The 13403-nt window shown below is 33.3% G+C and carries 17 protein-coding genes; 15 read left to right on the forward strand and 2 right to left on the reverse strand.

Translation table 11 applies throughout. The features are described 5' to 3' along the window. Nucleotides 1-60: 60 nt before the first annotated feature. From FI644_RS22530 to FI644_RS22585, 12 genes are all read left to right on the forward strand, one after another. Nucleotides 61-246: a hypothetical protein gene (locus FI644_RS22530; protein ID WP_053476036.1), complete on the forward strand. Its 186-nt coding sequence runs from the start codon at nt 61-63 to the stop codon at nt 244-246. 13 nt (nt 247-259) lie between these two features. Further along, a complete protein-coding gene (locus FI644_RS22535) occupies nt 260-514 on the forward strand; it encodes a spore coat protein (RefSeq protein ID WP_053476035.1) in 255 nt (84 codons plus the stop codon). Between the two features lie 154 nt (nt 515-668). After that, nucleotides 669-1667 (forward strand): glycosyltransferase, encoded by a 999-nt coding sequence (locus FI644_RS22540; RefSeq protein ID WP_142108838.1) that lies wholly within the window; start codon nt 669-671, stop codon nt 1665-1667. 170 nt (nt 1668-1837) lie between these two features. Beyond that, nucleotides 1838-3088, forward strand: a complete 1251-nt coding sequence (gene cypC / locus FI644_RS22545; protein WP_142108839.1) for a CYP152 family fatty-acid peroxygenase CypC — start codon at nt 1838-1840, stop codon at nt 3086-3088. A 359-nt stretch (nt 3089-3447) separates the two neighbouring features. After that, nucleotides 3448-4047 (forward strand): nitroreductase family protein, encoded by a 600-nt coding sequence (locus FI644_RS22550; protein ID WP_053476032.1) that lies wholly within the window; start codon nt 3448-3450, stop codon nt 4045-4047. A 218-nt stretch (nt 4048-4265) separates the two neighbouring features. Further along, a complete protein-coding gene (locus FI644_RS22555; protein WP_053476031.1) occupies nt 4266-4751 on the forward strand; it encodes a CBO0543 family protein in 486 nt (161 codons plus the stop codon). 15 nt (nt 4752-4766) lie between these two features. Next, on the forward strand, nt 4767-5240 hold the full coding sequence (locus FI644_RS22560) for a hypothetical protein (RefSeq protein ID WP_053476030.1): 474 nt from the start codon (nt 4767-4769) through the stop codon (nt 5238-5240). 117 nt (nt 5241-5357) lie between these two features. Further along, complete coding sequence (locus FI644_RS22565; protein WP_142108840.1) at nt 5358-6377, forward strand: DUF3231 family protein; 1020 nt, start codon at nt 5358-5360, stop codon at nt 6375-6377. Between the two features lie 258 nt (nt 6378-6635). After that, the gene (locus FI644_RS22570) at nt 6636-7433 is read left to right on the forward strand and encodes a hypothetical protein (RefSeq protein ID WP_142108841.1); all 798 of its coding nucleotides are present in this window, start codon (nt 6636-6638) and stop codon (nt 7431-7433) included. Between the two features lie 193 nt (nt 7434-7626). Beyond that, entirely contained in the window at nt 7627-8010 is a 384-nt protein-coding gene (locus tag FI644_RS22575; RefSeq protein ID WP_053476027.1) for a VOC family protein, read from the forward strand. Nucleotides 8011-8118: 108 nt separating this feature from the next. Further along, the gene (locus tag FI644_RS22580; protein WP_056684656.1) at nt 8119-9078 is read left to right on the forward strand and encodes an aminoglycoside phosphotransferase family protein; all 960 of its coding nucleotides are present in this window, start codon (nt 8119-8121) and stop codon (nt 9076-9078) included. A gap of 107 nt (nt 9079-9185) precedes the next feature. Then, nucleotides 9186-9683: a kinase gene (locus tag FI644_RS22585; protein ID WP_142108842.1), complete on the forward strand. Its 498-nt coding sequence runs from the start codon at nt 9186-9188 to the stop codon at nt 9681-9683. A 302-nt stretch (nt 9684-9985) separates the two neighbouring features. Here the strand turns inward: FI644_RS22585 and FI644_RS22590 are convergent, their stop codons facing one another. Both FI644_RS22590 and FI644_RS22595 read right to left on the reverse strand, forming a co-directional pair. Continuing rightward, nucleotides 9986-10834 carry a cytochrome c oxidase assembly protein gene (locus FI644_RS22590; RefSeq protein WP_231690067.1) on the reverse strand — a complete coding sequence of 283 codons (849 nt, stop codon included), beginning with the start codon at nt 10832-10834 and terminating at the stop codon, nt 9986-9988. Further along, nucleotides 10791-11309, reverse strand: a complete 519-nt coding sequence (locus FI644_RS22595) for a DUF2243 domain-containing protein (RefSeq protein ID WP_142108843.1) — start codon at nt 11307-11309, stop codon at nt 10791-10793. The genes FI644_RS22590 and FI644_RS22595 overlap by 44 nt, the downstream gene beginning before the upstream one ends. A gap of 495 nt (nt 11310-11804) precedes the next feature. On the opposite strand from FI644_RS22595, the gene FI644_RS22600 reads away from it, so the two are divergent. Genes FI644_RS22600 through FI644_RS27200 form a run of 3 tightly spaced genes read left to right on the forward strand, consistent with a single transcriptional unit; the run spans nt 11805 to nt 13385 of the window. Beyond that, the gene (locus tag FI644_RS22600; RefSeq protein ID WP_053476023.1) at nt 11805-12179 is read left to right on the forward strand and encodes a GntR family transcriptional regulator; all 375 of its coding nucleotides are present in this window, start codon (nt 11805-11807) and stop codon (nt 12177-12179) included. 11 nt (nt 12180-12190) lie between these two features. Beyond that, nucleotides 12191-13060 (forward strand): ABC transporter ATP-binding protein, encoded by an 870-nt coding sequence (locus FI644_RS22605; protein WP_197282539.1) that lies wholly within the window; start codon nt 12191-12193, stop codon nt 13058-13060. Then, nucleotides 13044-13385, forward strand: a complete 342-nt coding sequence (locus FI644_RS27200; protein WP_256376272.1) for an ABC-2 transporter permease — start codon at nt 13044-13046, stop codon at nt 13383-13385. Before FI644_RS22605 ends, FI644_RS27200 begins: the two co-directional genes overlap by 17 nt. Nucleotides 13386-13403: the final 18 nt, after the last annotated feature.

The following is a 13403-nucleotide window of genomic DNA, read 5'->3' on the forward strand; positions in this document are numbered from 1 at the left end:
TTACATTTATTTACATGGAGAAGCTAAATTTGAATACTTAAGAAAGGGGAATAAGACATTATGCAAACGTTGACACAAACAGAAGTGGAAAATTTGCGAAGAATCATTGGCGAACATGGAATGATCGCTAACAAATTAGAAGCTTATGCTCAAACAGCCATGGATCCTGAATTAAAAACGATGCTGCAAAGGGATGCTCAAGCAGCAAAAACAGCGCAGCAGCAGCTTTTGACATTCTTACAATAAGGAGGAACTCTTTGTGCTACAGGATAAAGATATTGTTAATGATTATTTAAATGGATTAAATGCAAGTTTAAAAAGCTATGCAGGTTACATTAGCGATACAAATAATGCCGAGTTAAGACAAACCTTAATTCAATTAAGAAATGCTGATGAGTCTCGGCAGCGGACTGTTTATAATTATGCTCTTCAAAAAGGAGATTATAAGCCTGCACAATCAGCCACACAAGAGGAAATTCAACAAGTACGAACAGAGTTAACATCTGGACAATAATAAAGTTTAAACAGCAAAAATCCACTTGTTTCCCATTATAAGCAAGTGGATTTTTGCTGTTTAGGGGCAGTAAAATTTCATTGATTTATTATTATGGTAAAATAACTCTATTCAAAAAACAACATTCATGCAATGTTTGATAAGGGGTAAAGTAATGACAAAAGTAGGGTTAGTAATGAGGAAAATTCAATTTACGGAAGCACAAGGTCCACGGATCTTCGCTGAACGTCTCAAAACGATTGGAGAAGAACTTGGCATTGAAATTGTTTTCATATCGCCGGAACGGCATGTGAGCGGATATGACTGGCTTCCAGGATATGAGCATGAAAAAGGAGATCTCGTTAACTATGACATTGTACTAGATCAAATAAATACGCAAAAAATTGAACATGTTATCTACACTGTTTCCGGTTTTACTTATTTAAAAATGTTTTTGAAAAATAGTGTGCTTTTTCCACATAGTTTTCCTGATCCGGCTTTGACAGGATATGAGATGATGAAGCCTTTCTATCAAATCGTAGATAAAGCAATTGTCCAAACCGAATTTTTAAAAAGGGAAATGGCACGTCATTTTGGTGTTCGCGATGTAACTGTTATTCCGATCGGATTCAATGAAACTCTTGCGAATAAATACTATGATCCTTCTCAAGTTGTAGATAATCGGATCCTTTGGATTGGCAGAGATGAAGAAAACAGAAGACCTGATATAGTGATCGAGTATGCTCGGAGAAACTCAGATAAAGAAGTATATATGGTCTTCGGAGGTGAGCGGTATCGAGAAAGTATGAAAAAATATCAAATTCCTAGCAATGTTAAACTACAGTTTGCACTATCACAAGATGAAATCTTCACCTTGATGAATTCTGCAAAGGTGTATTGGAGCTGTTCTAAGTTTGACACTTTTGCAATGCCTTTAACAGAAGCTTTAGCAATGGGGAAAATTATCGTTAAACCAGAGCATCCATGCTATGATCATATCAGTGCAAAGCATTCCTTCTCCGGTAACGAAAAGAACTGGTTTGAACTTGTTAATATGGCTGCTTCCGTTCCAATTAAAGCATCAAAGGAGAATCGTAATTATGCATTTGATGCCTTTTCGAACACGGTGATGAGAGAAGGCTATCGTACATTCTTTAATGAGTGGATAAAGTAGGATTAAACTTTAAAAGCAATTAGCCGATTGGTAGACAATTCACCGATCGGCCATTTTTATCCAATAGCGCATTCATGATTAAATATTATTAAGGTTCAAACTTTTTGTGAGTAAACAAGAAAGTATGACAAAGAATAATCGTAATACTTAAAAAAATGGAGATGGATCCCATGTCAAACACGAATCAAATACCTCGCGAAGATGGAATAGATCATAGCTTGAGCCTTTTGAGAGAAGGATATATGTATATTTTAAATAGACGCCGGAGCTTTCAATCTGATATCTTTGAGACCCGCTTACTTGGAAATAAAGTAATTTGTATGGGTGGAAAGGAAGCAGCTGAGGTTTTTTATGACACTGAAAAGTTCAAAAGAAAAAATGCAGCACCTAATCGGGCGGTGCAAACATTGTTTGGAAAAAATGGTGTACAAAGTTTAGATGATAAGGAGCATAAACAGCGAAAGGAAATGTTTATGTCCGTTATGTCCCCTGACGAATTAAAAAAACTGATTAACATGACAAAAGAACAATGGCAGGTTGCAGTAAATAAATGGAGGGATATGGATGAAGTTATCCTTTATGATGAAGTACAGGAACTTTTGTGCAGAACCGCCTGCCAATGGGCAGGTGTGCCGCTTCCAGAAGAGAAAGTTAATGAGCTGTCAAAAGATTTAGGAGCAATGTTCGAGTCTGCTGCTAAAGTAGGTCCAAGTCATTGGAAAGGGAGAAACGCAAGAAATCAAGTAGAAAAGTGGGTTGGAGATCTCATTGATAAGGTTCGTGCCGGAAACGTACAGCCTCCGAAAAATTCTGTATTAGATCAATTTGTCTGGCACCGTAATCCTGATGGAAATCTACATGACACTAAGACTGTTGCTGTAGAGATCATCAACATTTTACGGCCGATTGTGGCGATCGCCATATATATCAACTTTCTAGCATTGGCCGTGTATCATCATCCAGAAGAAACTAAAAAGCTCAAAACTAATGATAAAAATTATCCTGAACTGTTTATACAAGAAGTCCGCCGTTTCTATCCTTTTTTTCCTTTTGTAGCGGCTTTGGTAAAAAAGGATTTTACTTGGAAGGGCTATACATTTAAAAAAGACACATTGACATTGCTGGATATCTACGGTACAAATCATGACACAAATATTTGGGATAATCCTGATCGATTTAATCCCAAACGATTTGAAAACCGTGAAGAAAATCTATATGATTTTATCCCTCAGGGTGGTGGTGATTATTTTTTTGGCCATCGCTGCGCTGGGGAGTGGTTAACCCTTGAAGTATTAAAAGTAAGCCTTGACTTTTTAGTAAACCAAATAAATTATGAAATCCCTGACCAAGATTTAAGTTTTAGCATGGTTAGTATGCCAAGTATTCCTCATAGCAGAATAGTGATTAAAAATGTCAAGTAATCACCATTAGCGATTGATCAGTTATTCCATACATTATAAAACGGTGATTAAATCCAACCATTTAACTCACAACTATTTACGATTATAAAAGTTTGAACCGCCTTTACATTTGTGTATGGCGGTTTTTTTACTACACTCGGTTTCCTACATTAAAATAATGAAAGAAAGCCTATGTTATACTTAAATATCATATTTGAAGGTTTTTGATATACAATTACCGACTAATAGATAAAGAATAGGGAAAAATAAAAGCAAGCATTAAATCAAGCATGCTCACATTCATATAAGCTGGGATAGATGCATTGTACTCAATTTTTATTACAGATTTTATTAAATCAAAATTATGGAGGATTTTAATTATGTCAAAAGATTTTTATTCTGTTTTAAAAGAAAGACGTTCATATTATGGAATTAATAAAGATATCTCCGTATCTGAAGAGAGAATTAAGGAAATTATTGAATTTGCAGTAAAATATACTCCGTCTGCCTTTAACTCTCAAACGGCACGCCTAGTTGTATTAACTGGAGATGCACATAATAAATTATGGGATATTACAACAAAGACTTTAAAAGAAGTTGTTGGAAATGGGGATTTCACAGGGACACAGCAAAAAATGGACTCATTTAAAGCAGGGTATGGTACTGTCTTATTTTTTGAAGATGAAGCAATTGTCAAAGCCCTTCAAGAACAATTTGCTTTATATGCTGATAATTTTCCTATTTGGTCCGATCAGGCTTCTGGTATGCACCAATTAGTAGTGTGGGCTGGATTAGAGGCAGAAGGTCTAGGTGCCTCATTACAACACTATAATCCACTAATTGATAATGAAGTAAAAAGAGAATGGGGTATTCCTTCTAATTGGAAATTAATTGCTCAAATGCCTTTTGGAAATCCAACTGCACAACCTGGTGAAAAAGAATTTAAGCCACTTGAAGACCGTGTTAAATTCTTAAAATAAAGAGAATTTATCTTAACCTGATAATAAGCTTATTATCAGGTTTTTTTATTCACGTAATAAACCATGTAATGTGCTAAAACCATTATTCAGTTTTTGATAAAGAATAAATTGTTCATAAATTTGTCTTATCGAATGTATAAAGAAAGTATTTTTACGCATAAATAAAATCTTCCAGGGAATTTTAAATATATTAATAAGAGAAGAGGCGGATATCATAGATGGAGAAAAAACTATTAAATCTACTTTTCGGCTTGTGTATTTGTACAGTCCCTTTTTTGTTTAAAGGGGAAAAAATGCGAGAAAACTTAGTTGTTTTTTTCTCAAAAGGAGTTCTAGCTACACTAGTTGATGCTTATGTTGTTGGTACGAAAAGGGTTGCCTATCCAGTACGCCCCTTTCCACAAATATTTAAGACTAACCTCATTTATGATATATTATTTTTCCCTATTTTAAGTGTGATCTGGGTAAAAATTTCTTACAATGATAGGTTACCTATTATTCTTCTAAAAAGTTTAATATTTAGTGTACCCATGAGTATTGGACAGTGGTATTTTGAAAAAAACACTAAACTATTTAAGTGGAGTAATTGGTCTGCTTTCCATACATTTGGCAGTGTCTGTTTTACTTTATTTACAATTAGAGGATTTGTTGGATTAATTAAAAAAATTGATTTTTTAAAAAATAAACAACCTGCCACAGAATAGTGAAGGTTAATTATTATGAAAAAAGTACAAAAATTAGAAGCCATTTTATGGAGCATAGCTTTTCCAGGTTTTGGACAGCTCCTAAATAGACATTTATTAAAAGGATTTGTTTTTATCTTTTTAGAGTTTATCACAAATGTTAACAGTTTCTTTAACCAAGCCATTATGTACAGTTTTCTCGGAAAAATAACGGAGGCTGAATTTGTGGTTAATCATCAATGGCTCATGTTTTACCCTTGTCTGTATATGTATGCTATGTATGACGCGTACAAATTTGCAGATGGGGAAAATCCTCAATATTCGTATGTCCCATTTGCTTTTGGAGCCTATTTTGTCACAGTTGGTCTTATGTATTCCCAAAATAAATATTTTGGTATTTATTTTGGACCAATTTGGCTTCCAATGCTGTCTCTGATTCCAGGGTTGGCCGTTGGGTTCATTATTCGTTATTTTATAATTAAATATCATTCACGCCCAAAAAGAGGTTAAGCTAGCTTCCCCATATTGTTAAACAGAAAAATTAATTGTTCCTTCTTACAAATAGAGTAAGTGTCGAATTTAAATGGGATACTAAATCTACAATATATAGAGGGAGGAATTATCCAATTGGAATCTGAAAAAAAGCAAGTAAATATTGAATTGTCTTGCACAGAAATTGGTGGTCTTTGGGGTGTATATTTACAAGAAAGTATGAATTCATGTTTTCTTATATACTTTTTGCATCACCTTCAAGATGAGGAAATTATTCCATTAGCAAAAGAAGCACTACAAGTTTCTCAAGTACGATTAGAGGAGATAAAAAAAATTTTCCTTTCAGAAAATTTCCCATTGCCTGCTGCTTTTTCAGAAGGAGATGTGAATTTAGCAGCCCCTGCATTATTTAATGATGTGTTTACATTAAGTTATATTTATATGATGAATCGTTTAGGAATGATTAATTTTAGCTATACTGCATCAAACAATGTTCGGCTTGATGTGCTTGATTTTTTTACAGAGTGTATTCATACCTCTATAGAAATGTTTGGAAAAGCAGTCAAGATGATGTTGTCAAAAGGCATTTATGATCGACCGCCTAAAATGAACTACCCTAAAGAAATTGAATTTGTCCAGAAGGATTCCTTTCTATCAGGATTTATAGGTCCTAAACGTCCGTTGAATGCCATTGAATTATCCGAAATATTTTTTAATATTGAACGTAATTACTTTTCGATACTTATTATGCTCGCCTTTGCTCAGGTAGTAAAAGGCAAGAATCTAAAAAATCATATTATTAAGGGAAAAACAATTAGTGAAAAGCAAATTTCCTTCTTCAATAATTTACTAATGGAAGAAGAACTTCTTGGGACTGTGACCGTTGGCATGGAAGTAACTGACTCTACATTATCACCTTTTTCAGACAAACTTATCTTTTCTATGATAAATGTATTAAATTCCGTAGATATTAGCTTAATTTCACATGCAATGTCAGTAACGATGAGAACCGATCTTACTGCTCAATATAGTAAAATCATTGCAGAGGTTATGCTGTACGCAAAGGACACTTTCGATATAGTGGTGGAGAAGAAGTGGCTAGAACAGCCCCCTCTGGTGACAAATAGAAAAAAACTAATAAATAATAAAAAATAAGAAAGTAGTACGCAATACTTTTACTATTAAATATAAATAAAGGGAAGCCAGATTGTAAATAAGGTTTCCCTTTATTATTTTTATAAATATTGAAAATTCCCACAAAGAATTAGACCGATCACTAACAACCTCCCATATAAATGGAGACGCTTTTTTCCTACGAAATATTGATTTTGATTAATCAATCTTTAAATTTAATGTGTAATCTATTGGGAAACTTTGATACCATAATTTATATCATATAGAATAGGGGGATTTATGAAATTAGAAATAACATTTCAAAACAATGTGATAGAGTACATACTTAATAAAATTGCAGCGCTTGGTTTGTTAATATTTATTATGTGTATATATTTAATATCGAGAACTGGATTTGATCTAAATGAGTTTACGGAATATTTATCAAATATAAAGATTTGGGGATTAATTTGCGGATATGCACTTGTGATGACTATACTAATCGATTTAGTTAAGCATAAATGGATAGATTTCACATTAAAGACGAGTATTCTTTTACATTGTTTAGCAGGTTTCATTGTATTTTTTCCATTTATGGGTATTCATTTGTTTTCGCTGATAGCTGGAAGTGTCGGTGCATTATGTGCGTTTATCTATTCCATTAGCTACTACTTTATTAAGAAAAAAAATCATTTCGTTTGGATTGTTCTTTTAGTCTTCCCACTTCTATTAAGTATAAGATTAGTCGATTTTACTATAAAAGAAGAATGGACCGAAGAAAAGACAAAATCATCATTTTCCGCAGAGTTTGAACGTTTCAATGGAAAGCACGAGATTCCATTGCCATTGGAAAAGGGGGACATAGTAACAATTTATATATCCTTTGACCAAATAAATGAGGGAGGGTATGGGTATCATATTTCAGATAATTATGGGGATTTAGTAGGAATAAAAGAGCTAGAAAAGACTTATAAAGAATATGGAGATATTGATACGAAACCCATCCAATTTGAAGCCAAAAAAACAAGTGTATATAAATTAATAGTCACAGGAGATAATTTGAAAGGAAAAATTGATGTTAAATGGAAAATAGATTAATTCAAAGTATGTCTAATTATCCCGTCCATCTTAACATAATATTTCAGTAATCTATATGGTGTTTATTTGAACTACCCGTGTACACTTAATAACTGAGATAGAAAATATACTAGCTTCAAAGGATTACAAACTCCTAATAAAAGATAATTCTTATGAAATTTAAGTATAAAAAAAAGAGAGAGGTTTTGTGAATATGCCTATAAAAAAATCACCAATTAAAAACCGAATCGGCGGTGTGTTTGTTCCAGTTCGTGACCTTGAAAAAGCAAGAGAATGGTACAGCAAAATACTAGGTGTGAAAGGTGGAGAAATATACTTTGGACATCTATACACCGCACCAATGGAAGGTACTGCTAGTTTAATTTTAGATACAATGCCAAAGTGGAGAAATGAAGATGGGCATGTTTCAACTTATCAAGTACCATCAATTCAGTTTTTAACAAATGATATTCATGCATCTTATCAATTTCTGAAAGAAAATAATGTAGAATTATTAACAGGAATTGAGGACGACTTTTATTTTGTGTTTAAAGACCTAGATGGTAATTTATTGATGATTTGTAAAGAAACATCTTAATTTAGCATATCAAATTATCATGATAAAGGGTTGTTGCAGCAACTCTTTTTTCATTGTACGAATATGGCAGGATAAAGGAGTAGTAAAAAAATTTGTTGGAGGACTTTTATGGACAGGATTAAGAAAATTATGAAAGTTCATTACAATACAGATATTACTAACATAAGATCACTTAAGGGCGGATGGGCATCACTTGCCTATCAAGTTTCTAACAACAACAATCAATTTTTCTTAAAAGTATATGAAAAAAGTCGATCATCTACTCGACAATTAACCAGAAGTATAAATAACTATGTTCCTATAATAGAATGGCTAACGCATAATAGTGAACTTAAAGAGAAAATCTCCGTCCCCTTATTAGCGGATGATGGGAGTTATAAGTGTGAAGATGATTATGGAATATACCTTCTTTATGATTATATAAATGGTGAAACAATAGGAAATCAAGAATTAAAAGATGTGCAAGTTTATCAGCTATCAGGGTTTATATCCACTCTTCACAGTTATGGTCAAGAAATCCCTATAGATACAAGTTCTATTAAGGAGAATTTTGAAGTACCCTTTTTACAATTTTTTAGTAACATACTCAAAAGAGAAAATAATCAAATACCAATTGAAATAAGAGAATCTGTAAGTTCCTGCATTCCCCAATTAAAAGATGTGATTAATAAAGTGGAGAAACTAGCAGCATATTTGAAAAATAGTGATTTACGAATGGCACTATGCCATACGGACTTGCATAATTGGAATTTGATGCAAACCTCAAAGCAGTTGATTTTAGTTGACTGGGAAGGATTGAAAATAGCCCCTGTCGAAGCTGATTTAATGTTTTTTGTTAATAAACCATATTTTAATACATTTTTGAGAAGGTATCAGGAAACACATAAGAATTTCAAGCTTAACCTTGATGCATTGCATTTTTATCAAGGAAGGCGTAAGTTAGAAGACTTAGGTGAGTTACTGGAGCAGCTTTTATTTGATTCGTTAAATGAACAGGGAAGAGTTGTTACCATAAATTATATTAAAGAAGAGCTAAGAACTCTAAATGAATGTTTTTATGAGGAGTAAAATTAATATCATTCAAGTATTTCGTACTTATACTTAAGAACCCTTGCGAACCGTCCAGCCATTACTTTTTATACTTTATAAAAATAAATTAGAAGCTGGGGGATAATATGGAATCTATGCTAATTATCATACGAGGAAACTCTAGAAGTGGAAAAACTACGACTGCAAAAAGTCTTCAAAATCTTCTGGGACAAGGAACTCTCTTAGTTTCCCAGGATACCGTTCGCCGTGAAATGTTGAAAGTTCACGATAGAGATGGGAACCTTTCAATTGATTTGATTCGTCAAATTACAGAATATGGAAAAGATAAATGTAAATTTGTTATTGTGGAAGGAATTTTATATAGAAATCGATATGGTGAAATGCTGAATAACTTAATCCAGTTCTATAACCAAAAGACATATACTTTTTATTTTGATTTATCTTTTGAGGAAACAGTCCTACGTCACAACTTTAGTTCTAAAAAGACGGAATTCGGAGAAGACTCTTTACGTGCCTGGTGGAATCCAAAGGATTATCTTGGCGTGGATGGAGAGATGATATTGACTAATGATATGTCACAAAATGATGTCTTAAAACTGATATTAAATCAGCTGCAAAAGTAATAATACGATGTGATTTCTACCCAATTGAAAGCATACTTAATTTCTGCCGACTTATTCTTATTAAGTAAAGTTTTATGATAGATTGCACTAAAACTAAAGGGTAGCAGGAATTGAAGATCTAGTGAGGATTAGCAGCTCTCTTTTTTGATTTCATTAACGGTGCTAGATAGTGGAATAAGTACGAATTTTCATCAATATAATATGGAATTTTTTATACTAGAAAGCCCGATTTCCCTGTTACTACAATGAGAAATCGAGCTTTTACTTTCAAGATATAATATCGATTAGCTTTATTCCTTTCACTACTGACCTATAGCTAGTCCAATTCGAGGTCGGGTTGCTCTAAACCAATGTAAACAAAGGATGAAAATTAGAACAATGTCAATGGCATCTCCGCCATAATACATAAGCATGCCTCCAATTTCTGCCTCTTTTAAAAGAACCCCATTAGGAGGGTGAGCGTAAATATACTTTGATAGAATACCATGTCCAGCTATGGCAGCAGCTAATAGGATTGCACGATCTAAAAAAGGAAACCGATGGGGGATCGGATCGATATAGATCATTGACACTGTAAATAAATAACCGGCTAAAAATACGTGGAAATGCACTACTAGATGCAAAAGAACACTCTCATGCATAAGCGAGTATAGACTAGTAGTATACAATAACCAAAGACCTCCTATATTTAGGAAGGATGCAGCAATGGGATGGGTAAACATAATTAATGGCCAACTCCTTAGAACCTTTAAAAGCCGTCTTGCAAAGGGAACGCTTAGCGTCCGGAGTAAAAGGGTCATCGGTGCAGCCATGGCCATTAGCAAGGGAGCAAGCATTCCCAAAAGTAAATGACCAAACATGTGAGCAGTAAAGTCCACATGTGCACGATTAGCCAGGGGACCTGCAACTGCAATAGTAGCCAAGACAACACCAAAAGCCCAGCAAACCGTTCGGTATATCGGCCATGACTTGTAACGCCTATTAGTAGACCATACTGCAAGAAGGTAAAAAAGCAAAGCCAAAACAAATGGCAGTGCCAAGAGTAGCTGTGGAATGAATCCAAATGTATGATAAAAAATATTGATTCCATGAGGATAGCGGATATGACTATTCATGATCATGTGCAATAGCCTTTCCAGGTTGTTGTCCATTTCGTCTACTACCTACAAGACTAAAACCAATAATGATCATGAAAATAGCCAGTATGTTCCATATTAGATCGTAGACAATTACATTTTCTACATAACGAATCTGGTGAATCCGCATCAGTTTATGCTGGATTGTACCATCGTATAACTGAAATCCACCTGCACCGACCAAAACTCCTCCCCACCATCTTCTAAGCCACAATGCATTTCTCCTTCGCAGATCAGCAAAAATAAACAGGCCTCCAATAGTCGCAAACCAACTAAAAGCGTGAAATAGCCCATCCGAGATTAATCCAATATCGGTTGTGGACTTGTCATAAAAATGATGCCAACGCAATAGTTGATGAAAAATAGTCTCATCTATAAAAGCAGCTAGACCAATTCCAAACAGAAACCCCGACACTAGATTGCGACTTTTGTACTTTGAGCAATTCATATTATTTGAATTGTTTTTTGGATATCCATTTTTAGTATCCATCTACTTCTCCTTCGCACATATCTTACATATACTTTCATTTTTTCCACATACTCATCTTAATAAACAGACTTGAGAAAAAGATCTCCATTAAAGAAGTTAAAGAAATCAACTAGGAATTATTAAGGGAAGTATTTGATGAAGAATTATTTGGTCAATTAGACGAAGTGTATGTAGATTGAGGTAAGACGCTAGCTAAGCAAATAGCTAACGTAAGAAATTGGATTGAAAAAGAAGATATCATATTGATTCAAATTAATGCTGATATAGAGAATAAAATAGCGTTGGATTTTTGGGAGAAAATAAGGTTCCAAAAAAATTTTTCAGCTTATCAAACCATTTATAATTCCGAATGATTTAAAATTTACCTAAGACCTTCGAACAAACGAAGGTCTTAATTTATTGACATTAATCATTATTAAGCTAATCAATCTGGATGAGATTGACTTCGGTGTTATATCAGTATATACAGATATAACGAATGGAGGAATGTTATGAGTGAATATTATTATCTCAAACTCTGCGGATGAACCAATTTATTTACAGTTAGTAAATCAATTAAAAGAGCAAATTATTAAGGGAGAACTGGTAGAATCCCAACCTCTCCCATCAATTAGGAATTTAGCTAAGGGACTAAAAATCAGTGTTATTACAACTAAACGAGCCTATGATGAACTAGAAAATGAAGGATTTATCGTTACAGTTGCCGGAAAGGGTTCATATGTTGCAGCAATTAACAAAGATATGTTTCGTGAGACCAAAGTAAAAATGATTGAAGAAAAAATGATAGAGGCAATCGATACAGCAAAACTGGTTGGCTTAACATTAGAAGAGCTTCAAGATATGGTCAAAATTATATATGAGGGGTGGTAAAAATGAATAATATGATGGAAATTACCAATTTATCGAAAAGCTTTAAAGACTTTTCTTTAAAAGGAGTTAATATCACTCTTGAAAAAGGGTACATAATGGGCTTCATCGGTCCTAATGGTTCTGGGAAGAGTACTACTATAAAACTAATTATGAATTTAATAAAGAAAGATAGTGGAGAAATAAAATTTTTTGGAATAGACAACGAATCAAATAATATCTCAATTAAAGAAAGAATTGGTTTTGTTTATAATGAAAATCATTTTTACGAAGAATTAACTGTAAAAGAAATGAAAGAAGTCATAAGTCCATTTTATTGTAGATGGGATGAAAGAATTTTCAATAAATACGCTAAAGACTTTGAACTGCCTATAAATAAAGAAATAAAGCATTTATCAAAAGGAATGAAGATGAAATTCTCTTTAGCCATTGCTCTTTCCCATCATGCCGAACTATTAATAATGGATGAGCCAACTTCAGGATTAGACCCGCTTATACGATCTGAACTATTAGAAATTCTGCAATCATTGTTACAGGATGAAAACAAATCCATTTTCTTTTCAACCCATATTACATCTGACTTAGACAAAATTGCCGATTTTATTACTTTAATTAATAATGGTGAAATCATTTTGAGCAAAACAAAGGATGAACTTTTAGAGGAACACTGTATCGTAAAAGGCAGTAAAAAACAATTGACTACCAATGATCCATTAAACTTTATTGGACTAAAACAAAACGATTTTGGATTTGAAGCATTATGCAAAGATAAAAAAGAAGTAATTAAACAATATGGTAATTCCGTAATAATTGAAAAACCGACGCTAGAAGATATTATGGTGTTTTACACGAGAAGGAGTGATCATCATGTATCATCTTATTAAAAAGGATATTTTGATGCAAAAGAGAGCTTTAAAATTGTCTGTTCTATTAATAATCTTTTTTACCATAACCCTTTCTAATATAGGTCCTGCTGGACTAACAGTAGGTGTCTTGGCTATAACCTATCAATTAGTGTTAGGAGCAAGTGCACTAGAAGATAAGAATAATAGCGATATCATTCTCATTAGTTTGCCTATCAAGAGAGCTACCATAGTTTTATCTAAATACGTGTCTATTTATATTTATGCTGCATATGCAGCTATTGGATTTTATCTAATATATTTTATTGTTAATTTACTAAATCTTCCACTTGATATTCCATTTTAATTTTTCAGGATTAATTGG

The organism is Cytobacillus solani (assembly GCF_006704205.1).
GTDB classification, from domain to species: domain Bacteria; phylum Bacillota; class Bacilli; order Bacillales; family Cytobacillaceae; genus Cytobacillus; species Cytobacillus solani.

What these genes read in the sequence shown, in the direction of transcription:
- FI644_RS22530 (WP_053476036.1), top strand. Translation starts at nt 61, where the DNA reads ATGCAAACGTTGACACAAACAGAAGTGGAAAATTTGCGAAGAATCATT.
- FI644_RS22540 (WP_142108838.1), top strand. Translation starts at nt 669, where the DNA reads ATGACAAAAGTAGGGTTAGTAATGAGGAAAATTCAATTTACGGAAGCA.
- cypC (WP_142108839.1), top strand. Translation starts at nt 1,838, where the DNA reads ATGTCAAACACGAATCAAATACCTCGCGAAGATGGAATAGATCATAGC.
- FI644_RS22550 (WP_053476032.1), top strand. Translation starts at nt 3,448, where the DNA reads ATGTCAAAAGATTTTTATTCTGTTTTAAAAGAAAGACGTTCATATTAT.
- FI644_RS22555 (WP_053476031.1), top strand. Translation starts at nt 4,266, where the DNA reads ATGGAGAAAAAACTATTAAATCTACTTTTCGGCTTGTGTATTTGTACA.
- FI644_RS22560 (WP_053476030.1), top strand. Translation starts at nt 4,767, where the DNA reads ATGAAAAAAGTACAAAAATTAGAAGCCATTTTATGGAGCATAGCTTTT.
- FI644_RS22570 (WP_142108841.1), top strand. Translation starts at nt 6,636, where the DNA reads ATGAAATTAGAAATAACATTTCAAAACAATGTGATAGAGTACATACTT.
- FI644_RS22575 (WP_053476027.1), top strand. Translation starts at nt 7,627, where the DNA reads ATGCCTATAAAAAAATCACCAATTAAAAACCGAATCGGCGGTGTGTTT.
- FI644_RS22580 (WP_056684656.1), top strand. Translation starts at nt 8,119, where the DNA reads ATGGACAGGATTAAGAAAATTATGAAAGTTCATTACAATACAGATATT.
- FI644_RS22585 (WP_142108842.1), top strand. Translation starts at nt 9,186, where the DNA reads ATGGAATCTATGCTAATTATCATACGAGGAAACTCTAGAAGTGGAAAA.
- FI644_RS22590 (WP_231690067.1), bottom strand. Translation starts at nt 10,834, where the DNA reads ATGGACAACAACCTGGAAAGGCTATTGCACATGATCATGAATAGTCAT.
- FI644_RS22595 (WP_142108843.1), bottom strand. Translation starts at nt 11,309, where the DNA reads ATGGATACTAAAAATGGATATCCAAAAAACAATTCAAATAATATGAAT.
- FI644_RS22605 (WP_197282539.1), top strand. Translation starts at nt 12,191, where the DNA reads ATGATGGAAATTACCAATTTATCGAAAAGCTTTAAAGACTTTTCTTTA.
- FI644_RS27200 (WP_256376272.1), top strand. Translation starts at nt 13,044, where the DNA reads ATGTATCATCTTATTAAAAAGGATATTTTGATGCAAAAGAGAGCTTTA.